Source organism: Xylanimonas sp. McL0601 (genome assembly GCF_049852175.1).
GTDB lineage: Bacteria > Actinomycetota > Actinomycetes > Actinomycetales > Cellulomonadaceae > Xylanimonas.
Genome location: NZ_CP187527.1, coordinates 1,974,196 through 1,994,571 on the forward strand (window position 1 = coordinate 1,974,196; position 20,376 = coordinate 1,994,571).

22 protein-coding genes and 1 pseudogene are annotated in these 20,376 nt (G+C 71.2%); 15 read left to right on the forward strand and 8 right to left on the reverse strand.

The annotated features are described in order from the left end of the window. The first annotated feature begins 53 nt into the window (after positions 1-53). Entirely contained in the window at positions 54-407 is a 354-nt protein-coding gene (locus ACO4JP_RS09005) for a type II toxin-antitoxin system RelE/ParE family toxin (protein ID WP_425953350.1), read from the forward strand. Positions 408-412: 5 nt separating this feature from the next. Then, on the forward strand, positions 413-718 hold the full coding sequence (locus ACO4JP_RS09010; protein WP_425953351.1) for a helix-turn-helix domain-containing protein: 306 nt from the start codon (positions 413-415) through the stop codon (positions 716-718). A gap of 1,011 nt (positions 719-1,729) precedes the next feature. Here the strand turns inward: ACO4JP_RS09010 and ACO4JP_RS09015 are convergent. The 4 genes from ACO4JP_RS09015 to ACO4JP_RS09030 all read right to left on the reverse strand — a co-directional run bounded on the left by ACO4JP_RS09015 (position 1,730) and on the right by ACO4JP_RS09030 (position 3,442). After that, entirely contained in the window at positions 1,730-2,179 is a 450-nt protein-coding gene (locus ACO4JP_RS09015) for a CoA-binding protein (RefSeq protein WP_425953352.1), read from the reverse strand. Positions 2,180-2,183: 4 nt separating this feature from the next. Next, positions 2,184-2,480: a hypothetical protein gene (locus tag ACO4JP_RS09020; protein ID WP_425953353.1), complete on the reverse strand. Its 297-nt coding sequence runs from the start codon at positions 2,478-2,480 to the stop codon at positions 2,184-2,186. 164 nt (positions 2,481-2,644) lie between these two features. Further along, on the reverse strand, positions 2,645-3,055 hold the full coding sequence (locus ACO4JP_RS09025; protein ID WP_425953354.1) for an ArsR/SmtB family transcription factor: 411 nt from the start codon (positions 3,053-3,055) through the stop codon (positions 2,645-2,647). Between the two features lie 12 nt (positions 3,056-3,067). Beyond that, a complete protein-coding gene (locus tag ACO4JP_RS09030; RefSeq protein WP_425953355.1) occupies positions 3,068-3,442 on the reverse strand; it encodes a hypothetical protein in 375 nt (124 codons plus the stop codon). 14 nt (positions 3,443-3,456) lie between these two features. On the opposite strand from ACO4JP_RS09030, the gene ACO4JP_RS09035 reads away from it, so the two are divergent. Further along, entirely contained in the window at positions 3,457-3,759 is a 303-nt protein-coding gene (locus ACO4JP_RS09035) for an ATP-binding domain-containing protein (protein WP_425953356.1), read from the forward strand. A gap of 3 nt (positions 3,760-3,762) precedes the next feature. Here the strand turns inward: ACO4JP_RS09035 and ACO4JP_RS09040 are convergent, their stop codons facing one another. After that, the gene (locus ACO4JP_RS09040) at positions 3,763-4,911 is read right to left on the reverse strand and encodes an ROK family protein (RefSeq protein WP_425953357.1); all 1,149 of its coding nucleotides are present in this window, start codon (positions 4,909-4,911) and stop codon (positions 3,763-3,765) included. Between the two features lie 255 nt (positions 4,912-5,166). On the opposite strand from ACO4JP_RS09040, the gene ACO4JP_RS09045 reads away from it, so the two are divergent. The 7 genes from ACO4JP_RS09045 (at position 5,167) to ACO4JP_RS09075 (ending at position 13,077) form a co-directional block, all read left to right on the forward strand. After that, complete coding sequence (locus ACO4JP_RS09045) at positions 5,167-7,272, forward strand: alpha-galactosidase (protein ID WP_425953358.1); 2,106 nt, start codon at positions 5,167-5,169, stop codon at positions 7,270-7,272. 9 nt (positions 7,273-7,281) lie between these two features. Then, positions 7,282-8,247 carry a carbohydrate ABC transporter permease gene (locus tag ACO4JP_RS09050; RefSeq protein ID WP_425953359.1) on the forward strand — a complete coding sequence of 322 codons (966 nt, stop codon included), beginning with the start codon at positions 7,282-7,284 and terminating at the stop codon, positions 8,245-8,247. A 9-nt stretch (positions 8,248-8,256) separates the two neighbouring features. Continuing rightward, complete coding sequence (locus ACO4JP_RS09055) at positions 8,257-9,198, forward strand: carbohydrate ABC transporter permease (RefSeq protein WP_425953360.1); 942 nt, start codon at positions 8,257-8,259, stop codon at positions 9,196-9,198. A 52-nt stretch (positions 9,199-9,250) separates the two neighbouring features. Next, a complete protein-coding gene (locus ACO4JP_RS09060; protein ID WP_425953361.1) occupies positions 9,251-10,594 on the forward strand; it encodes an ABC transporter substrate-binding protein in 1,344 nt (447 codons plus the stop codon). A gap of 65 nt (positions 10,595-10,659) precedes the next feature. Continuing rightward, positions 10,660-12,198 (forward strand): glycoside hydrolase family 31 protein, encoded by a 1,539-nt coding sequence (locus tag ACO4JP_RS09065; RefSeq protein WP_425953362.1) that lies wholly within the window; start codon positions 10,660-10,662, stop codon positions 12,196-12,198. A gap of 64 nt (positions 12,199-12,262) precedes the next feature. Next, complete coding sequence (locus ACO4JP_RS09070) at positions 12,263-12,592, forward strand: ArsR/SmtB family transcription factor (protein ID WP_425953363.1); 330 nt, start codon at positions 12,263-12,265, stop codon at positions 12,590-12,592. Further along, positions 12,589-13,077, forward strand: coding sequence for an SRPBCC family protein (locus ACO4JP_RS09075; protein ID WP_425953364.1), 489 nt, complete (start codon positions 12,589-12,591; stop codon positions 13,075-13,077). Before ACO4JP_RS09070 ends, ACO4JP_RS09075 begins: the two co-directional genes overlap by 4 nt. A gap of 392 nt (positions 13,078-13,469) precedes the next feature. Here the strand turns inward: ACO4JP_RS09075 and ACO4JP_RS09080 are convergent, their stop codons facing one another. Next, positions 13,470-14,399 (reverse strand): cold-shock protein, encoded by a 930-nt coding sequence (locus ACO4JP_RS09080; protein WP_425953365.1) that lies wholly within the window; start codon positions 14,397-14,399, stop codon positions 13,470-13,472. Between the two features lie 297 nt (positions 14,400-14,696). Between ACO4JP_RS09080 and ACO4JP_RS09085 the strand changes: the two genes are divergently transcribed. The 4 genes and pseudogenes from ACO4JP_RS09085 to ACO4JP_RS09100 all read left to right on the forward strand — a co-directional run bounded on the left by ACO4JP_RS09085 (position 14,697) and on the right by ACO4JP_RS09100 (position 17,035). Next, a complete protein-coding gene (locus ACO4JP_RS09085) occupies positions 14,697-15,404 on the forward strand; it encodes a sigma factor (RefSeq protein WP_425953366.1) in 708 nt (235 codons plus the stop codon). Next, the gene (locus ACO4JP_RS09090) at positions 15,401-16,063 is read left to right on the forward strand and encodes an SDR family oxidoreductase (protein ID WP_425953367.1); all 663 of its coding nucleotides are present in this window, start codon (positions 15,401-15,403) and stop codon (positions 16,061-16,063) included. Before ACO4JP_RS09085 ends, ACO4JP_RS09090 begins: the two co-directional genes overlap by 4 nt. A 5-nt stretch (positions 16,064-16,068) precedes the next feature. Next, positions 16,069-16,545, forward strand: a pseudogene (locus tag ACO4JP_RS09095) (cytochrome b N-terminal domain-containing protein); the annotation flags it as partial. A 64-nt stretch (positions 16,546-16,609) separates the two neighbouring features. Further along, entirely contained in the window at positions 16,610-17,035 is a 426-nt protein-coding gene (locus ACO4JP_RS09100) for a hypothetical protein (RefSeq protein ID WP_425953368.1), read from the forward strand. Between the two features lie 75 nt (positions 17,036-17,110). Here ACO4JP_RS09100 and ACO4JP_RS09105 read toward each other — a convergent pair whose 3' ends face one another. After that, positions 17,111-17,722 (reverse strand): TetR/AcrR family transcriptional regulator, encoded by a 612-nt coding sequence (locus ACO4JP_RS09105; protein WP_425953369.1) that lies wholly within the window; start codon positions 17,720-17,722, stop codon positions 17,111-17,113. Positions 17,723-17,879: 157 nt separating this feature from the next. Here ACO4JP_RS09105 and ACO4JP_RS09110 point away from each other — a divergent pair, with 157 nt between their 5' ends. Then, the gene (locus ACO4JP_RS09110) at positions 17,880-18,626 is read left to right on the forward strand and encodes an SDR family NAD(P)-dependent oxidoreductase (protein ID WP_425953370.1); all 747 of its coding nucleotides are present in this window, start codon (positions 17,880-17,882) and stop codon (positions 18,624-18,626) included. A gap of 99 nt (positions 18,627-18,725) precedes the next feature. Here the strand turns inward: ACO4JP_RS09110 and ACO4JP_RS09115 are convergent, their stop codons facing one another. Continuing rightward, entirely contained in the window at positions 18,726-20,267 is a 1,542-nt protein-coding gene (locus ACO4JP_RS09115; protein ID WP_425953371.1) for a LuxR C-terminal-related transcriptional regulator, read from the reverse strand. Between the last annotated feature and the right edge of the window lie 109 nt (positions 20,268-20,376).

The following is a 20,376-nucleotide window of genomic DNA, read 5'->3' on the forward strand; positions in this document are numbered from 1 at the left end:
GGTGTTCGCGACGGAGGCACGGCCTAGACCCTGCAGGGTCTAGAATGCTGGGTGTGTGGGACGTGGACCTCGAACTGATCGCCGACTGGCTCGTCGGCCAAGACCAGGGAACGCGCGAGCAGTTGGTCGCGGCGATCGAACTCCTTGAGGAGCGTGGCCCGCATCTGGGTCGCCCGGTCGTGGACACGATCACGGCTTCCCGGCACAAGAACATGAAGGAGTTGCGGCCCGGCTCGGCGGGTCGCTCGGAGGTGCGCATTCGGTTCGCCTTCGATCCCCGGCGGTCGGCGATCCTGCTGCTTGCCGGCGACAAGTCCCGCAACTGGCAGGGTTGGTACAAGAAGAACATCCCCATCGCGGACGACCTATTCGACGAGCACCTCAAGAAGCTGAAGGGAGAGGAGTGACGGTCATGGCACTTTCATTGAAGGACTTCCTCGCTGACCACCCCGTGGATCGGGCGAACGTCGACGCGCACAAGGAGCGCCTCCTGGGCGAGGTCCGCGCCTACCGTCTACGCGAGCTTCGCGAGGAGGCGGGCCTCACGCAGGCCGAGCTCGCCGAGCGCATCGGCGTCGGTCAGCGGCAGGTCTCCAAGATCGAGCACGGCGACCTTGACAACGCGAAGATCGGGACGATCCGCAGCTACCTCGAAGCGGCGGGCGGCGGCCTGGCCATCGAGTTCGTCGTCGGCGACGAGCGCGTGCAGGTCGCCTGACTCGAGAACGGGCGAACGCCTCGGGGTCGCGCGCGGATGGCCGAACGGATGGCCTAACGGCTCGGCTGTCGGCGGACGCGGGCGAACACCGACGCTCGGCGTCTCAACGGTTCCGCGCCATGCGCGCAGTGTCAGACCTCCTTCACACCGAAGAGGTCACTGGTTCGAACCCAGTATCGCCCACCCTCTCGAAAGGCCCTCTACCAGCGGAAACGCTGAGAACCGAGGGCCTTTCGTCATTCCCCAGGAGACCTCTTCGGCCCCGGTGGGGGCTTATCTGGGGGCTATGAGGGGGCATCCGACCTCTTCGTGAACCTCCACGGTCGTCTCGTTCGCCGAGGTCAGGTGGCTCCCAATCACAACACCGACCTCTTCGTGCGCCAGTGCGCAAAGGGTCACCGATCACGCCGCCGAAGCGACCGCAGCGGTGGGTCGGCACGGCGGCGGTCCTCGTGACCGTCTTGCTCGCCGCTACCGCGCCCCGGTCACAGGAGCATCCGCACGGGTGCGCTCATGCGTTCTGTCGCGGAACCCCGAGAGCGTCCAAGATCCAGTGGCGCCCAGTCACCCACCCAAGGAATTGGCGGGATGGGGTGCTTCCGCTCGCTGCCTCGCGAAATCCAGCGAGCAGGTCACGCATCCCGCTCCCCTGGCCGTGCCGGGCTTTGGCGCGGTCGATGAACAGTCCCGCCGAGCGAGGGCGAGCGCGAGATCGTCGATCACCTTGCCCGGATCGTGCGTCGCGAAACGGCTTGCGCCACCGAGCCAGGACCGTCCGCAACTCCCGGTCGAGGCCGGTCTTGCGGACCGTCTCCGTCAGCAACACCCCGCCGGCGTTCCCGACCGCGCCCACCGTGCGGACATCCGCCCTCACACGCGGGTAGAACCACCTGAGAAGTGCTCCTCGCTCGGGACCGACACGACCTTCGACAAGCAGTATCACCCCAGGTCAAGAGCACTTTTCTATGGCCCGACCGCTATCCGGACGCCCTCAACGGTGAAAGCCCGAGGCTAGTGGGAGCGGGCGGCCGCTGCAGCAGCGACGATGTAGGGCGCGCTGACGAACGCGACGCCTGCCGCGTGTGCGAGCGCCGTCATGTGCTCTGCCTCGGTGGGTGTGAGGAAGACGCCAGCGGGGTCCTTCTCGCCGTCTTCGTTGCGGCCAGACTGGTGCCAGAGCGTGGCGGCACCGAGTTGCTGAGCCTCCGCTAGCAGACCGGGCAGCTCTGCCGCCGGCCTGTGGCTGTAGATGATGTCCGCCCGTTCGGGCAGGCCGGTGGCTGGGCTCGTTTCTGGATGACCATCGACCAGTCGCATGACGTAAAGATCGTCCGGCTCTGGGCCACCTTGGAAAGTGACGTCGAGGCCCGCGAGGACGAGGGCGTTGGGAACTTCCTCGGAGGGCCAGTCGTGGAGCACCGCCGCCCTGGCAGAGCGCAGGATCTCGATGGGGTTGGACATTCTTCTACCTCTCAATTGTTTGGTTTCCCATGACCTGGCTGTCGCACCAAGGGATGAGCCAGCCGATGACGTTGGGCCAGAACAGGAATGCCCGCTCGCCGCCGTCGCGCAGGTACTGGTGCACGTGCACTCGGGTGCCCATGGTCGTTGGTTCAAAGGTGACGTCGGTCTGGCTGTCGTCGACGACGCCTCGATAGGTGAGGCGGACGCCGGGCTCCCATCGGGTGATCTCCGCGATGACGAGCTCACCATCGGGGTACACCTCGAGCACTCGTCCCCCGAGCCGAGTCTCGACGTGCATCGTCGGAGACCGTCCGGCGTCGAAGTAGTTGATCGGTCCTGGGATCCACCAAGAGCTGATTTCGGCCGTGAACGCCTCGAACGCTCGGGCAGGCGGGACCCCAACTTCGATGCTCGCACGGGCTTCAGGGCGCTCAGATCGGTCTGCGGCGCTGGCGGGACGGTTCATTGACCCGACCGCCGGTGCGAGTGTTCCCAGAGGCGGGCGGCTTCACCGCTCAGTGGACGCGCCGCCGGAAGGATTGCACTGTCGGCGGCTTCGACGTGGGCGCGGAACGCTGCAAGCTGCTCGTTCCACTGTGCCTGCACCTGGTCCATCCAGGCTCTGGCCACGACCAGCCCTTCATCGCGCAGCGTGAAGACGCGGCGGCGTGCGTCGTGCGGGTCGCGACTGTCGGTGACCAGGCCGGCCGCCTGAAGGGTCCGAAGGTGGCGGCTCATGACGGACGGTGAAACCGAGGCGTGACGTGCCAGCTCCCCGGCGCTACATGAGCCCCGTGACAGGACCTCAACCGTCGCGAGACGGACGGGATCAGCGAGGGCTGCGAAGCGCCCAGTCGCGCCTTGATCGTTCATATCTGCAATTATTCACGAGAGACGCAAAGAATCAAGGCTGAATGCGGAGACGTCTCGGCTGCCTCGGCCGTGAGGTCGCTTCCGGATCTGCCGCGTCGAGGGCGGCCACGCTCTTCCGACGGCCAACTCTGTCCATGACCTGCCGGGCTCGACTCCTACGTAGACGAGTGCGGCCAGGTTGTGCGTCGTGAGGATCTGCGCCTGTTCGATCACCGTGCCGTTGGTCGCGACCGATCCGGTGGCAAGCAGATGGCTCAGTTCCTGAATCAGCGGGTTCGGCAGGATCGTGGCCGGGAAGTGGTCCAGCGCCAGCGCACCGACCGGGCGAGCGACCGCAGCAGCCTCATCCGCCACCGGCGCGCTGTGTGCCTGGCCGCTCGGACCCACGGCAGCTCGTTGAGTTGAACCTGCTTCTTGAGATCGACGAGGAGGAGGGCGGCACGTCGTTCGCCGTCTCCCGGCTTGGCGACGTCGAGACGTTGCACGCGATGACGGTGCACAAGAGCCAGGGCAGCCAGGCCGAGGCGGTGACCGTGCTCCTCCCGGACGCCGCGTCGCCGCTGCTGACGCGCGAGCCCTTCTACACCGCCGTCACCCGGGCACGGCGGCGGCCGCGCGTCGTCGGGACGCCGGAGGCGGTGCGTGCGGCGGTCGAGCGGCGGGCGCGGCGCGTGACCGGTCTGGCGGCGCGGCTCACCGCGTGACGGTCAGCCGTCGCCGAGCACGTACCGCTGGATCGCCATGACCGCGGCGCCGCGTGCCCAGTCGATGAACCCGCTCGGGTCGACGACGACGTCGACGTCGGACGCCCAGGTGCTCCGGTTCGCGCGGATCGCCTCGTCCATCGCCTGGGCGCCCACGACCGCGAGCCGCACGCCGTCGCCCGAGAGGATGATCTTGTCCACCTGCGTGAGGTTGGCGATCGCGGCGACCAGCACGCCGAGCGCGGCCGCCGCGTCGTGCACGACGCGACCGGCGATCGGGTGCCCCTGCGCGGCGAGGTCGAGGCACTCGTCGTAGCCGACGGTGCGGCCGAGCGGCACACCGACGCTCGAGCAGATCGACCCGATGGTGAGCATCGCCGTGGCGCAGCCGCGGTGCCCGTCGGGGCAGCGCGGGCCGAGCGCGTCGAGCGGGAAGTGGCCGGCCAGCCCGACGCCCGAGTCCTCCGACGACACGATCCGGTCGTGCACCACGAGGCCGTACCCGATGCCCGTGCCGATGGTGAGCAGCGCGAACGAGTCGACGTCGCGCCCGGCGCCGAACCAGTGCTCGGCCTCGGTCCAGGCCACGAGGTCGTTCGCGACGACGACCTGCCGCCCGGTCCGCTCCTCGAGCAGGCGTTGGAACGGCACGTCGGTCCAGTCGAGGTACGCCGACGACGCCACCGACCCGTCCGCGAGCACCTTGCCGCCGACGGCGACGCCGACCGCGGTGACGGGGTCGCGGCCGTCGGCGAGCTGGTCGATCAGCTCGGCGACGAGCTCGGCGACGGCGTCGGGCCGGTGGTCGATGAGCGGCCGTTCGAGCGACTCGGCGACCGAGGAGCGGATCGTCGTGACGACCCCGTAGGCCACGTCGCCCGTGAGCTTGACGCCGACGAACCGGTGCAGGTCGAGGTTGATGTCGAGCGGCTGCGTGGGCCTGCCGTTGCTGCCGTGCTGGGCCGGGTCGGCGGAGGTCAGGAGCCCGGACTCCAGGAGCGGACGCGTGAGCCGCGTGAGGCTCGGCGCCGAGAGGTCGAGACGGCGCGCGAGCTCGCTGCGGGGGAGCGGGCCGTGGATGAGCACCTCGAGGGCGACACGGTGCTCGGCGCCGTGCAGCGGCGTCCAGAGCGGCGGGCCGTCGTCGGTCATGGCCTGAGCGTACGCGCGGGTTTGTTCCGCGGCGAAACGATGACGGCTTCCGTATCGGAAGGCAATCGCCCAGCGCGCGCGCCGCAATCCCGACATCCCGTTGCTCTTGACAGGGTGTTCCTTCCATGGTGAAAGTTACCCCGCGGCTGACGGACGAGGAGGTCCATGTTGAGCACCGTTGCTCCCAGCAAATCGACTGACCGCGGGTCCAGCACCCCCGGTCAGGAGCGGCTGGTCCACCTACGCTCCGCCGGCGTGTCCCTCGTGCTCGACGCCCGCGACGGCCTGCCCGTCGTGCAGCACTGGGGTGCCGACCTCGGCGACCTGCCGGGCGACCAGCTCGAGGAGCTCGTCCGCGCGAACCGGCGCCAGGTCGTCTCGGACACGCCCAACGAGGGCTCGGTCGCGTCGGTGCTGCCGGAACAGTCGCGCTCGTACCTCGGAACGCCCGGCATCGAGGGGCACCGCAGCGGCGCGAGCTTCTCGCCGCGCTTCGAGGTCGTCGACGTCGAGCTCGGGGTGCCCGACGACGTCGACGGCACCCGGGTGAGTCTCAGCGCCGTCGACGACGACGCCGCGCTGGCGCTGCGTCTCGTCGTCGAGCTGCTGGGCTCGGGGCTGGTGCGGCTGCGCGCGCAGCTGACCAACGTGGGCGACACGGCGTACTCGCTCCAGGGCCTGACGCCGATGCTGCCCGTGCCGCTGCGCGCGGCCGAGCTCGCCGACTTCACCGGGCGCCACCTCAAGGAGCGCACCGAGCAGCGCGCGCCGTTCACCATCGGCACGCACGTGCGGCAGTCACGTCGCGGCCGCCCCGGCGCCGACGCGAGCCTGCTGGTCATCGCGGGCGAGCAGAGCTTCACCAGCCGACGCGGCGAGGTGTGGGGCGTGCACCCGGCGTGGTCGGGGAACCACCGCATCGTCGCCGAGCGCATGCCCACGGGCGACAGCCTGCTGGGCGCGGGCGAGCTGCTGCTGCCCGGCGAGATAGAGCTCGCCCCGGGCCACGGCTACAAGAGCCCATGGACGTACGCGAGCTACGGCGTCGGGCTCGACGAGCTCGCCGGACGGTTCCACGAGCACCTGCGGTCGCGCCCGACCCACCCGAGCAGCCCGCGACCCGTGACGCTCAACGTCTGGGAGGCCGTCTACTTCGACCACGACGCCGCCAAGCTCGCGCGGCTCGCGGACCTCGCCGCATCGGTCGGCGTCGAGCGGTTCGTGCTTGACGACGGGTGGTTCCTCGGCCGGCGCGACGACACGGCCGGGCTCGGCGACTGGACCGTCGACCCGGCCGTCTGGCCCCACGGCCTGCACCCGCTGGTCGACCACGTCGAGCGGCTCGGCATGCAGTTCGGCTTGTGGGTCGAGCCCGAGATGGTCAACCCCGACTCCGACCTGGCCCGCGCACACCCCGAGTGGATCCTCAGCCCGGGCACGCGTCAGCCGCCGCTCTACCGCAACCAGCAGGTGCTCGACCTCGCCCACCCCGAGGCGTGGGGCCACGTGCTGGTCCAGCTCGATGCGCTGGTGCGCGAGTACGGGCTGCGGTACCTCAAGTGGGACCACAACCGGGACCTCATCGAGCCGGCGCACCAGCCCACCGGCCGGGCCGGCGTCCACGCGCAGACGCTCGCCGTCTACCGGCTCATCGACGCGCTCAAGGCGCGGCACCCGGGCCTGGAGATCGAGTCGTGCTCGTCGGGCGGGTGCCGCGTCGACCTCGGCATCCTCGAGCGCACCGACCGCATCTGGACCTCCGACTGCATCGACGCCGTCGAGCGCACGCAGATCCAGCGCGGCACCGAGCTGCTCGTGCCGCCCGAGCTGATGGGCGCCCACGTCGGGTCGACGGTCAACCACTCGACCGGGCGGGCGCTGTCGGTGACGTTCCGCGCGACGACGGCCTTCGGGTACCACTTCGGCATCGAGTGGGACCTCACGCAGGCCAACGACGTCGAGCTGGCCGAGCTGCGCACCTGGGTCGCGTTGCACAAGGAGCACCGGGCGCTGCTGCACACCGGGCGGGTCGTGCACTCCGACCACCCCGACCCCGCGGTCGTGCTGCGCGGCGTCATCGCCCCTGACGGGCGCGAGGCGATCTACAGCCTGGCGACCCTCGCGGCATCGGTCTGGGCCCCGCCCGGCCGGATCACGCTGCCCGGGCTGGACCCCGCGACGTCGTACACCGTGGCGACGCTGGCGCCTGCGGACGTCACGCGGGGCTCGTTCGCGGCCGGCCCGGTCGCCTGGTCGACGAGCCCGCTCGTCGTCTCGGGCGCGGTGCTGGGCCGCGCGGGGCTGCAGATCCCGGCGATCTTCCCCGAGCAGGCCGTGCTCATCCGGTGCACCGCGCTCTGAGAGGCAACGATGACAACGACGTCGGTCAGGACCCCCGCCGCACCCGCGCGGCAGCCCGGGGTCGGCACGCACAAGCTGCACAAGAAGCCCAAGAACGACCTGCGCGTCGCGCTCGCCTTCGTGGCCCCCGCGACCTTCGGGTTCGCCGTCTTCTACCTGTGGCCCGCGCTGCGCGGCATCTACTTCTCGTTCACCGAGTACTCGATCATGACCGCCCCGACGTGGGTGGGCCTCGAGAACTTCCGCAAGATCGTCGACGACGCGACCTTCTGGAACGCGATGAAGGTGACGCTCGAGTACGTCGTCATCAACATCGGCGTCCAGACCGTCGTCGCGCTGGGGATCGCGGTGCTCATGCAGCGCCTGACGCGGTCGCTGTGGGTGCGCGGCATCCTGCTCACCCCGTACCTCGTGGCGAACGTCATCGTGGCCCTCGTCTGGTTCTGGATGCTCGACTACAACATCGGCATCGTGAACACGTTCCTCGAGTGGGTCGGCAACGTGGCGCCCTGGTCGGGGATCGGGCGCACGCCGTTCTTCGGCGACGAGGCCTGGGCGATCCCGACGATCGCGCTGGTCAACACGTGGCGGCACGCGGGGTACACGGCGCTGCTGATCTTCGCCGGCCTGCAGACCATCCCGGCGCACCTGTACGAGGCGGCCGCGATCGACGGCGCCGGCGAGGTGCGCTCGTTCTTCAAGATCACGCTGCCGCTGCTGCGGCCGGTCATGGCGATGGTGCTGGTCATCACGATCACGGGGTCGTTCCAGGTGTTCGACACCGTGGCCGTGACCACAGGCGGCGGCCCCGTCATCGCCACGAAGGTCATCCAGTTCTACATCTGGGAGGAAGCCTTCACGAAGGCGCGGTTCGGGTACGCGTCGGCGCTGTCGGTGGTGCTCCTCGTGATCCTCGCGGTCCTTGCGCTCTTCCAGCTCAAGCTGATGCGCGCCGACAAGTCCGACCTGGCCTGAGGAGGGACCATGGCAACGCTCATCGCTGCTCAGGACGCCGCCACGGCGGCGCCGGCCGTCCGCCGTCGGCCGCGCGTGCGCTGGTCGGTGGGGCGCGTCGTCGGGTGGGCCGTCATGGCCCTGATGATGTTCGCGACGCTCTTCCCGTTCTACTGGATGCTGCGCACCGCGTTCTCCAACACGCGTGCGCTGTCGAGCCACTACGCGTCGCTCGCGCCGGCCGAGTTCACGTGGGGCGCGTTCCAGCGGGTGTTCGGCATGCAGTCCACGGCGCAGGCCATCGCCGAGGGCGGGTCGGGCGCGTCGCTCAACTTCTGGCTGTTCCTGCGCAACTCGTTCGTGGTCGCGACGACGACGACGGTGTGCCAGGTGCTGTTCTGCGCCCTGGCGGCCTACGCGTTCGCGCGCCTGCGGTGGCCGGGGCGCAACCAGCTCTTCTTCGTGTTCCTCACCGCGATGATGATCCCCGGCGTCTTCACCACGCTACCGAACTTCGTGCTGATCCGGGACCTGGGGCTGCTCAACACGCTGCTCGGCATCGTGCTTCCCGCGCTGTTCATGGCGCCGTTCTCGGTGTTCTTCCTGCGGCAGTTCTTCCTCTCGATCCCCACCGAGGTCGAGGAGGCCGCGAAGATCGACGGCGCGAGCCACCTGCGGATCTTCTTCCGCGTCATCGTGCCGATGTCGTCGGCACCCATCACGACGCTGGCGCTGCTCACGTACATCACGAGCTGGAACGACTACCTGTGGCCGCTGCTCGTGGGCAAGGACGACAGCTCGAAGGTGCTCACCGTGGCGCTCGGCGTATTCCGCCAGCAGACGCCGTCGGGTGCGCCCGACTGGGCCGGTCTCATGGCCGCGACGTTCGTCTCCGCGATCCCGGTGCTGATCCTCTACGCCATCGTCGGCAAGCGGATCGTCTCGAGCATCGGGTTCACCGGCATCAAGTAGCCACCACGACGGCGGGTCACGTCCCGCTACCACCCACGAGAAAGGCGACACCATGCGAATCAAGGCGGCCGTCGCGGCGGCGGCAGTCATCCCGCTGCTCGTCCTGGCGGGGTGCTCCTCCGGGGCCAAGGCCGGCGAGAGCGGCGCGGTCACGCTCACCTACAGGCTCTGGGACTCGCTGCAGCAGCCTGCATACGAGGAATGCGCCGCGGCGTTCCACAAGGCCAACCCGAACATCACGGTCAAGATCACGCAGACCGGCTGGGAGGACTACTGGACCACTCTCCAGGCCGACTTCGTGGCCGGCACCGCGCCCGACGTCTTCACCGACCACGTCACGTGGTTCCCGCAGTTCGCGTCGCAGGGCCAGATCCTTGACCTGTCGGACAAGATCAAGGCCGACAACCTCGACATGTCGATCTACCAGGACAAGCTCGTCGACGTCTGGACGGGCCAGAAGGGCGAGCAGTACGGCCTTCCGAAGGACTGGGACACCATCGGCCTCGTCTACAACGCGGACATGATGAAGGACGCCGGCTACACCGCCGACGACCTCGCCAAGCTCGACTGGAACCCGCAGGACGGCGGCTCGTTCGAGAAGCTCGTGGCCCACCTGACGGTGGACGAGAACGGCGTGCGCGGCGACGAGCCCGGGTTCGACAAGACCAAGATCAAGACCTACGGGTACGGCCTCAACGGTTCGGGCGGGGCCTTCGGTCAGAGCGAGTACTCGGAGTTCGCCGTCTCCGACGGATGGAAGTACGTCAACAAGAACCCGTGGGGCGACGAGTTCTACTACAGCGACCCCAAGCTCAAGGAGACGCTCGGCTGGCTGCGGTCGTTCGTCGAGAAGGGCTACTCGCCGACGCTCGAGATCATCAAGTCGTCGTCGGGCATGCTCGACCCGCTCAGCGCCGGCAAGTACGCGATGGCCGCCGACGGCGACTGGAACGCGAACTCCTACGCGTCCGCGAAGGGCCTCAAGGTGGGGTTCGCGCCGACGCCCATCGGCCCGACCGGCAAGCGCGCCTCGATGTTCAACGGCCTGGCCGACTCCATCTGGGCGGGCTCCAAGCACCCCGACGAGGCGTGGAAGTGGGTCAAGTTCCTCGGCTCGGCCGACTGCCAGGACCTCGTCGCCGCGCACGCCGTGGTGTTCCCCGCGATCAAGACGTCGACCGACAAGGCGTTCGAGGCGTTCAAGGCCAAGGGCATGGACCTCAGCGGGTTCCTGGTGCAGGTGCAGGACGGGACGACGTTCATCCCGCCGATCGCCGACCACTGGGGAGACGTGCAGACGACGATGACGGAGGCGACGGACTCGATCTTCAGCCTGAAGTCTGACGTCGACGTGCTGGACAAGGCGAACGAGAAGGTCAACGCGTTGTTCAAGTAGGTCCATCGGTGGGGCCGGGCGGTTCGCCGCCCGGCCCCTTCCTGTTCCGGTCTGGAGGCTGTGCTGTGACTCTGACCATCCCGCTGCTCGACGGCGAGCTGTGGTGGGGCGGCGCCGTCGCCGACGCGTCGGCGATGCCGTTCCATGCGGGCACACGGCACTCGCGCGACCTCGCGCATCACTCCGGTGCGCTCGGGCACGAGGGTGGTCAGCAGAACCAGAGCGCGCCCGTCCTCGTGTCGAGCGGCGGCCGGTACGTCGCCTCGTCGTCGCCGTTCGTGTTCACGTTCGACGGCGGGGTGCTGAGCGTGGTGGGCGGCGACGTCGTGCTCGGCGAGACGGGCGGCACGCTGCGCGACGCCTACCGCGAGGCGTCCGCGACGTTCTTTCCGCCGTCGGGCGCGACGCCCGCGCGCGAGCTGTTCACCGGGCCGCAGTACAACACGTGGATCGAGATGCCGTTCACGCCGACGCAGGAGTCGGTGCTGGCGTACGTGCGGCGGATGCTCGACGACGGGATGCCGCCCGGGGTCGTGATGATCGACGACTGCTGGGCGGTGGACTACGGGGTGTGGTCCTTCGACCTCGCTCGGTTCCCGGACCCGCGGGGGATGGTGGAGCAGCTTCATGCGTGGGGGTGCCGCGTGATGCTGTGGGTGGTGCCGTTCGTGAGTGCGGACTCGTTCGTGTTCCGGACGCTGGAGGCCGCGGGGCTGCTGATCCGGGATGCGTCCGGCGGCACCGCGGTGCGGCGGTGGTGGAACGGGTTCTCCGCGCTGCTGGACCTGTCGAACCCTGCGTCGGTCTCGTGGCTCTGTGACCGGCTGGACGCACTGGTCGAGCTGGGAGTCGACGGGTTCAAGTTCGACGCCGGGGACCTGGACCACTACCGGGACGACGACGTCACCGTCGGTGGGTACTCACCCGTGGAGATGTGCGAGGCGTGGGCGCGGGTCGGGCTGCGGTACCCGTTCAACGAGTACCGGGCGTGCTGGCGCATGGGCGGGCAGGGGCTGGCGCAGCGGCTGCACGACCGGCCGCCGTCGTGGGGGAGCGACGGGATCGCCGGGCTCGTGCCGGCGCTGGTCACGCAGGGGCTGATCGGGCTCGCGTACTCGTGCCCGGACATGGTCGGCGGCGGGGAGCTGGACGCCATGGCCGGGGTGGTGGATCAGGAGCTGTTCGTGCGGTACGCACAGGTGGCGGCACTGAGTCCGATGATGCAGTTCTCGTTGTCGCCGTCGCGGGTGCTGGACGAGGAGCGCCGGGCGGCGGTGATGCGCGCGTTGGAGCTTCGGGCTCAGCTGCGTGACGAGGTCGTGCGGCTCGTCGACGAGGCTGCGGCGACCGGGGAGCCGGTGGTGCGGGCGATGGGGTATCACGAGCCGGAGCTGGCCGGGGTGACGGATCAGTTCTTCCTCGGGGCGGACGTGGTCGTGGCGCCTGTCGTGGAGCGAGGTGCGAGGACTCGGACGGTTCAGGTGCCCGCGGGGGAGTGGGTGCTGGACGACGGCACGGCGCTGAGTGGTCCGGGCTCGGTCGAGCTGGAGGTGCCGCTCGAGCGCGTTCCGGTTCTCCGTCGCGCGGCAACCACGGGGCGCTGACAGCCTCCGGGCAGCTTGGAACGCATGCTCGACGTGTGACCAAAAGGTCACCTATTTTGGCCTGATGGGCGACGACGACGCGATCTTCCGGGCCCTGGCGGACCCGACCAGGCGGCGCATCCTCGATGCCTTGCGGTCGCGGGACGGCCAGTCCCTGTCCGAGCTCGAGGCGGTGATCACGCAGGACACGGACATGACGCGCTTCGGGGTGATGAAGCACCTGAAGGTGCTCGCCGCCGGCGGGCTGGTCACCACGCAGCGCCGGGGGAGGCAGACGCTGCACTACCTGAATCCGGTGCCGATCCGCCTGATCCACGACCGGTGGATCTCGAAGTACACCGAACCGAAGGTCGCCGCGCTCAGCGACCTGAAGAGCCGAGTGGAGTCACCGTGACCGCCGCAGAGATCTCCCAGCGAGTGCCGTCCGCCCCGGATGCGGCCAGCACGCTGGTCTTCCAGATCTACATCAAGGCCTCGCCCGAGCAGGTCTGGCAAGGCATCACCGAGACGGAGTTTCGCCGCCAGTACTTCTACGGCTCCACCTTCGAGTCGACCCTGGAGCCCGGCTCACCGCTACGGTCGCACAGCCCGGACGGCGAGCTGTGGGGCGACGACGTCGTCCTCGAGTGCGAGCGACCCCACCTGCTGGTCCACAGCTCGCGAAGCCTCTGGGACCGCGCCGCCGCAGACGAGCCGCCCAGCCGGGTCACCTGGCGGATCGAGGACCACGGCGACGGGATCACCAAGCTGACCGTCGTCCACGACCAGCTGGGGAGCTCCCCGGCGACCGCGCGTGGTGTCAGCGGTGGTTGGGCGCTCGTCATCAGCGGCCTCAAGACGCTCCTCGAGACCGCGCACCCGCTCACCGAAGCCGGGTAACCGACGGGAGGCGACAACTGTGTCCTGGTACCTGTACCGGTTGCGGGCGCACCGTCCCGACTTCGCCCAGACCATGACCGACGGCGAGAGGGCCACGATGATGGCCCACATCGAGTACGGGCCCCTCGCCGACGGTCACGTGCTCATCTACTCCGCGGTGGCCGATTTATCGTCGTGGCGCCACGGGGTCAGTTTCAGGCGTCGTCAACAGCGCAGGCTCATCCATACGACGGGTTCGAACACCGTGTCGGCTCGACGCGTGGGGCGTGGGGCGTGGTGGTTGCGCCGGTAGGGCTCGGTGTACCCGCGACTCGAGGACCTCGGCTGCACCGTGGTCCTCGCGCCCGCATCTCCGGTGACCGCTCATCCTCGCGCTCGCGACGCCCGCTCGCTCACACCAGTTCGACGCTGTCGGCCTGCGGTCCTCGGTCGCTCTGCCTCACCCTGTACCGGACCCGATCGCCCTGCTCCAGGACCTCGATGCCCCGCAGGACCGACACGTGCACGAACAGGTCTGTGCCCCCGGCATCGGGCGTGATGAAGCCGAACCCGCGCTCGGCGTCGTAGCGCGCGACGGTGCCCTCGCCTCCGCGCACGGGCCCGCCGGATGCCGCGGGACGGCCGGACCGGCCGCGATCCGTGCCCGGGCGGGTACCTCCGGAGTTGCGGACGAGCTGTACGTTGCGGGCGTTCGGGCCCCGGTCGCCGTCGACGACGTCGTACGTCACTCGATCGCCGTCGGACAGTTCGGTCAGCCCTCGAGCGAGCGCATTGACGTGGACGAAGACGTCGTCGCCGCCCGCGTCGGGGGCGATGAACCCGAAGCCCTTGACGTCGTCGTACCACGACACGGTGCCGTCCGCGCCGTCGGATGTCGGCCGCGCGACCGTAGCCCCGAGCGGCAGCAGGTGGTCTGCCTGGGGACCCTTTTCCCCGTCGACGACGAGGAACGCCACCCGCTGCCCCTCCGAGACGACGCCGCCTCCCACGATGGCCGAGCTGTGCACGAAGATCTCGGCGCCACCGTCGTCGGGCGTGACAAAGCCGTAGCCCTTGGCCGGCTCATACCAGCTGACGGTGCCGAGTACGCCCAGCGATGCATTGGCGGCCCGTTCGCCCGTGACCCTGACGCGGCGCGCCTGCGGGCCGCGGTCGCCCTCTCCCACCTCGAACTCGACGGCCTGCCCCTCGCGGAGCAGCCTCGGTCCGTCGTCGCCGACGATCTCGGACGCATGCACGAACAGGTCCTCGGCCTCGTTCCCGACGTCGATGAAGCCGAACCCTCGGTCGGCGTCGAACCATCGGACAGTTCCCTCTGGCACCTGGACTCCTCGTCTCGTCAAGCATTGCTGTCTCCTAGTGTCCCCGACAGAACCACAGACGTACGCTGCCGCCCTCCATGAGCCACCTCGGGGCGACCTCCAACCCCGTTACCGCCCCGCGCGTGGAGTACCTCCGAGCGATGTAGGCCGTGAAGCCCGATCCTGTGGCGCACCCAGTCGTCTGGAGGTCGCGTGACCACGGGACGGACCACGGATCACCAGGGCGCGGCGGGCGGTGCCGCGCGGCGAGGGTGACGACGGCGCCGTCGACGGGCGCCCCGAGCCCGAGGAGTCCCGATGTCCGCACCCGTGTCCGCCGTGGCGATCACGCCACAGCCGCCGTCCCCCGACCTGGACCGCGCCCTCGCCGTCTTCATGGGCGAGCGCCCCCGGCTCACCCGCATCGCCCACCGCGTCGTCTGCGACCGCGCCGAGGCTGAGGACGTGGTCCAGGAGGTGTGGGTGCGCTGGCAGCGGGCCGACCGCACGGCGATCCGCAACCCCGCCGCGTTCCTCACCACCGCGACGACCAACCTCGCGATCAACGTGGTCCAGTCGGCGCGTCGCCGGCACGAGAGCCTGGCACCCGCGCTGGCTCCCGGCGCCGAGGCCGTCGCCGGGCCGGCGGACCTGGACCCCGGGCTCCAGGTCGAGCGATCGGCGGCCGTCGAGGACGCGCTCGCGCTGCTCCTGCGGAGCCTGACGCCGGCGGAGCTCGCGGCCTACGTGATGCGGCGGTGCTTCGGGTACGAGTACGCCGAGCTGGCCGGCGTGCTGGGCACGAGCAGCGTCAACGCGCGTCAGCTCGTCTCCCGTGCGCAGGGCCACCTGGCGCGCGGCCGCGAGCGGCCGGTCTCGGGGGCAGCGCACCGGAGGCTCGCCACCGCCTTCCGCGCCGCCGCCCGCACCGGCGTCGTCGACTGCCTCGAGGCCGTCCTGGCGCCCCGCGCTCCCGCCGCGCCCGCCCGCGCGCCCCGTCGCGGTCTCGTCGGGGTAGCGGCATGACCCCCGGCCGGTGCCGGCCGCGGGCCGTGCCGGGGAAGAGGATCGTCGTCTTCGGCCAGAGCGTCCTGGTCGGTGCCAAGGTGGTCGCGAGGCTCGCCACCGACGGGTTCGACGCGGTGCCCGCGAGCTGGCGGGGCGCCTGCGACGCGCTGCGGGACGAGGGCCTGGTGGAAGCGCTGCGCGGCGCCGACGTGCTCGTCGACGTGACGGGCCCGCCCTGGTCCGACCACGAGGACCTCCTGGCCTACTTCACCATCTCGACCAGCAACCTACTGGCGGCGGCCCGGGCTGCCGCCGTGGCGCACTACGTGACCCTGTCCGTCGTCCGCGGCGACCACGAGCCCGTCGGTGGCTACCTGCGGGCCAGGCTCGCCCAGGAGCGGCTCGTCGCCGCGTCCGGGCTGCGCTACTCCATCGTGCGCGCCACCCAGTTCCTCGACTACGCGCGGGTCGTCGCTGAGCTCGCGAGCGTCGAGGGTCCGGTGCGCCGGCCGCCCGTCCACCTGCAGCCGATCGGGTCCGACGCCGTCGTCGCGGCGGTCGCGCGCCACGCCGTCGGCCGCCCGGTCGACGGGGTCGTGGAGGCCGGCTGGGCGGAGTCGCCGCACGGCGCGCTCCTGCCTGGGCGCGCGTCCTACCCGGCCGCCGCGGGGTGGTGAGGGCCATGTCGCGTCCCACCCTGCTCCGTGTCCTGTCGTCGCGACGGGTGCACCTGACGTGGACGAGCCTGCTCGGCGTCGTGTCCGCCACGTGCATAGTCGTGCTGGCGGTCACACCCGGTGGGTTCCGCCGGCCGCGCCAGGCCGGCTGGCTGCTGCTGGTGGGCCTGTTCGTGCTGGTGCTGGCGGCGGGGTGGAGCGGGTACGCCCTGCCCGATGACGTGCTCTCGGGCACCGGGCTGCGGATCGTGCAGGGCGTCACCCTGGCCGTCCCCATCGTCGGCACCTGGGCGAGCGGGTGGCTGTTCGGGGGCGGGTTCCCCGGTCGCATCATCGAGCATCTGTACGCGGTCCACCTGCTAGTGCCGGTGTCCATCGCCGTGCTGCTCGCGGCGCGTGCGGTGCACCTGTGGCGCACCGGCCCCACCGTCCCCGCCCGCGCCGCGGCCACGGGCACGCTCGGCGTCCGGCTGTGGCCCGACGCCGCCCTGCGCGCTCGCGGGCTCCGACGTCATCGCCACGACCTTCCACGTCAGCTTCGAGTCCGTGGTCGCGACCCTCCAGGTCACGCTCGTCGTGGGCCCGCCCCTCGCGTTCGAGATCACCCGCCGGGTAGCCCTTGGGCTGCAGCGCAAGGACCGCGACATCGCGGTCCACGGCCACGAGACCGGACGCATCGTCCGGACCGCGGCGGTGGGCTACGTCGAGATTCATGCCCCCGCCGGCCGCGCCGAGGTGGCGCTGCTGACGACTGTCGCCGCGGACCCCTCCGCCGTCGGACGCGGCGGCGACGGGCGCCTGCGCGGGTTCCTGCGCCGCCGGTTCGCCGAGGGGCACGTGCGCCCGGCAGGCCAACGGCTGCTCGGGGCGGGGTGGGGCGCCGACGGCGCGCGCCCGCCGGCCCGGCAGGTGTCACAGGCGGGCGGCCCACCCGGTCGCAAGCACTGGCAGGGACGGTCGAGTCGCAGGTAAGGACGAGTCCCACCGGGTTTCACCGGGGCGGTGCAGACCGCCAGTCCGGAAGCAGAGCGCGACTGGACCCGCTCGTCACCCCTCTGTCGGCTGACCGGCTTCCCCCTGGTCAGCCGGACCGGCCGCCTTCCTCCGGCCGGCCAGGACGAGGTTCCGGCGCACCCGCGCCGGAACCTCGTCCGGAACGGGCCGCAGGCCGTCGACCAGCACCGCGAGGAAGAAGGGCCAGCGGCCCGGGTCGCCCGTGGAGGCCGCACCCTGGTAGGCGGCCGTCATCAGCCCGACGACGTCGCGGCCTGTGAGGTCCGCCCGCGCGACGCCGGCATCCCGGGCGCGGCGTGCGAGCAGCCCGGCGATCTCCTCGAGGCGCTCGCGGCGCTCGCCGAGCTCGGGCATGCGCAACTCGGCCGCCGCGGCGACCTGGCAGAACGCGCGGTCGCTGGCCTGCAGCTCGATGCCGGCGGCGACGAACCGGCGCAGCGCGTCGAGCGGGTCCGGGGTGTCGAGCAGGTCCTCCGCCTCCCGGGCCAGGCCGTCCACCCGGCCCGCGACCACGGTGGCCACCAGCTCCTCCTTGGAGGCGAAGTGGCGGAACACCGTCCCCTTCGCGACGCCCGCCTCCTCGGCGATCGCGGAGACGGTGACGTCGAGCCCCGATTCCGCCAGGACACGCCCGGCGGCTTCCACGAGGGCGTCCCTGTTCCGTGTCGCGTCGGCCCGCACGTCCACCACCTCCTGTGAGCGAGATCCTACCAGCGAACATGACCCGTTGGTCATGTTCGGTGCTACCGTCGACGAAAGGTGACCCCCTGGTCACCTTGTGGTCCATGGCGAGGAGCGGGACATGAGAACGGACATGACGGGACGCCGGGCGTTGGTGGTCGGGGCGTCGTCGGGCATCGGGGCGGCGATCGCGACGGCATTCGCCGGCGCGGGCGCACGCGTGATCGCCGCGGGGCGCCGGCTCGACCGGCTTCAGGAGGTCGCCGGGCGGGCGGACGGCCTGCCCGGGACGGTCAGGCCGCTCGAGCTCGACGTCGCCGACGAGGCCTCGGCGCGCGACGGCGTCGCGGCGGCCGCGGCGGCGCTGGGCGGGCTCGACGTCGTCGTCAACAACGCGGGAGTCATGCTGAGCAGCCCGGTGCAGACCGCCGACCCGGCCGAGTGGGAGCGCATGACCCGCACCAACCTGCTGGGCACCCTGCACGTCTCGCACGCCGCCCTGCCGCACCTGGTGGCGAGCAAGGGCACGCTCGTGCAGACCTCCTCGACGTCGGGGCGGGCGGCGTCGGCCGGCTCGGGCGTGTACGCGGCCACGAAGCACGGCGTCAACGCCTTCTCCGAGGCACTGCGCCAGGAGGTCGCGCCGCAGGGCGTGCGCGTGGTCGTCGTCGAGCCGGGGATGGTGGCCACCGAGCTGCCCGGGCACATCACCGACCCGGCCGTGCGCGAGATGGCGGCGCGGATCTACGGTCAGATCCGGGTGCTGGACCCGGAGGACGTCGCCGACGCCGTCCTGTTCGCCGTGACGCGGCCGGCGCACGTGGCGGTCAACGAGATCCTGCTGCGGCCCACGGCGCAGGTGCAGTGAGCGCGGCGGGGCTGCGAGCGGGACGGCGCCGCAGCCCCGTCCCGGCATTCGACCGCGGGGCCGAGCTGCGCTGCTACCTGCGGGACCCGGACCGGTACCTCATCCAGATCGGCCAGTCGACCGGGCTGCTGCACGGGGAGCACGCCGCGAAGGGGCCTGAAGATCTTCCTGGGTGAGGCCCTCGGCGCCGGCGCCGAGACGGCTTAGGGCGCGCGGGAGCTCCCGGCGCGAGGCGATGTCGAGCTTGGAGTACACCTTGCGCAGGTGCCACTCGACCGTGTGCGGGCTGAGGAACAGGTGCGCACCGATTGCTGGGTTCGTCATCCCGTCCGCCGCCAGTGCCGCGATCTGCGCCTCCTGCGGGGTGAGCTGCGCCGTCGCCGTCGCGTCGTGCGGCGCGCGGACCTTGGCCCCGGTGGCGAGCAGCTCGCGCCGCGCCCGCTCCGCGAAGGCGAGAGCGGGCATCGCCGCAAACAGCTCATGGGCCGTGCGGAGGCGGTCGCGGGCGGCGGCCCGCCGCCCCTGGCGGCGCAGCCACTCGCCGTAGAGCAGGTGCGTGCGGGCGACCTCGGCGGCCACGCCATCCTCGCTCAGGTGCTCGAGGGCGGCCCGGTACAGGTGGTCGGCCTCCTCGCCCTGGCTCAGGAGCGCCCGGCACCTTGCCTGGATCCCTCGCGCCCACCCGGTGTCGGCCACCCGGGTGAGTGCGTCCAGCCGGGCGACCGATGTCGCGGCCTGGTCGAGGTCGCCGCAGCGCACCGCGGCCTCGACGTTCTCGATCAGCGACAGGCCGACGAAGTTGAACCCGTCGAGGTCGATGACGGCGCGCGAGGCGGTGAGGGCTTCCGCGTACCGCCCGAGCCCGTTGTACAGCACGCCCTGGACGTAGCCGGTGGCCGCGAGCAGCGACGCCTCACCGCGCTCGGCGGCCCGGGCCCGCGCAGCGTCGAACTGGGCGATGGCCGGCTCGTCCTCCCCGCGCCATGCCGTCACGACGAGCGACGCGTAGGCGAACGGGGCGTTCCCGGTCGCGGCCGCGACCGCATCAGCCTCGTCGATCTTCCGGGCTGCCGCCGCGAAGTCGCCATGGAAGCCCTCCACGCCGGCCGTGTACACGAGCAGCGGCGGCAGGACGCCCAGCGCGCCGGCGTCGCGGGCCAGGCGCACGGCGCGCGCGGAGATCCGATCCCAGGCCGAGAAGTCCCACGCGTGGTGGAAGAACGCCTCCAGCGCGACCGGCGCCAGCAGGAGCCAGCGCATCGTGGCCTCGGTCCCGCCCAGCTCCTCGTGCGCGAACGGGTCCAGCGCGGCCCGGATCGCGCCCACGCCCCGTTCCGGGCCGTCGGCCAGGAGCGTCGCGATCGCGTCGAGCAGGGCGTCCGAGGGGCCGGAGCGCGGCAGCGCAGCGCCGAGATCGCGGGCGGCCGTGGCTGACGCCGCGACGCCCGCGCGGCCGTGCACCCGCCCGGAGAACACGGCCGCGCTGATCGCCTCGAGATAGGTCTCCCGCGCCAGGGGCGATCCGGCCGCGGCCAGGCCGCCGAGGTGCTCGGTCGCCCTCAGCAGCAGCCGGGCGTCGCCGAGCGGCTCCGCGGCGGCGACCAGGAGCAGGGACCGGGTCGCGGCAGGAAGCGCCCCCAACCGATGGGCGAAGTCCTCCTCGACCCGGTCGGGGACCGAGCCGGACCCGGTCGGCCCCGGCCCGGTCGGCCCGGACCCGTAGGCCAGCTCGGCGGCGTTTCGCCCCCGG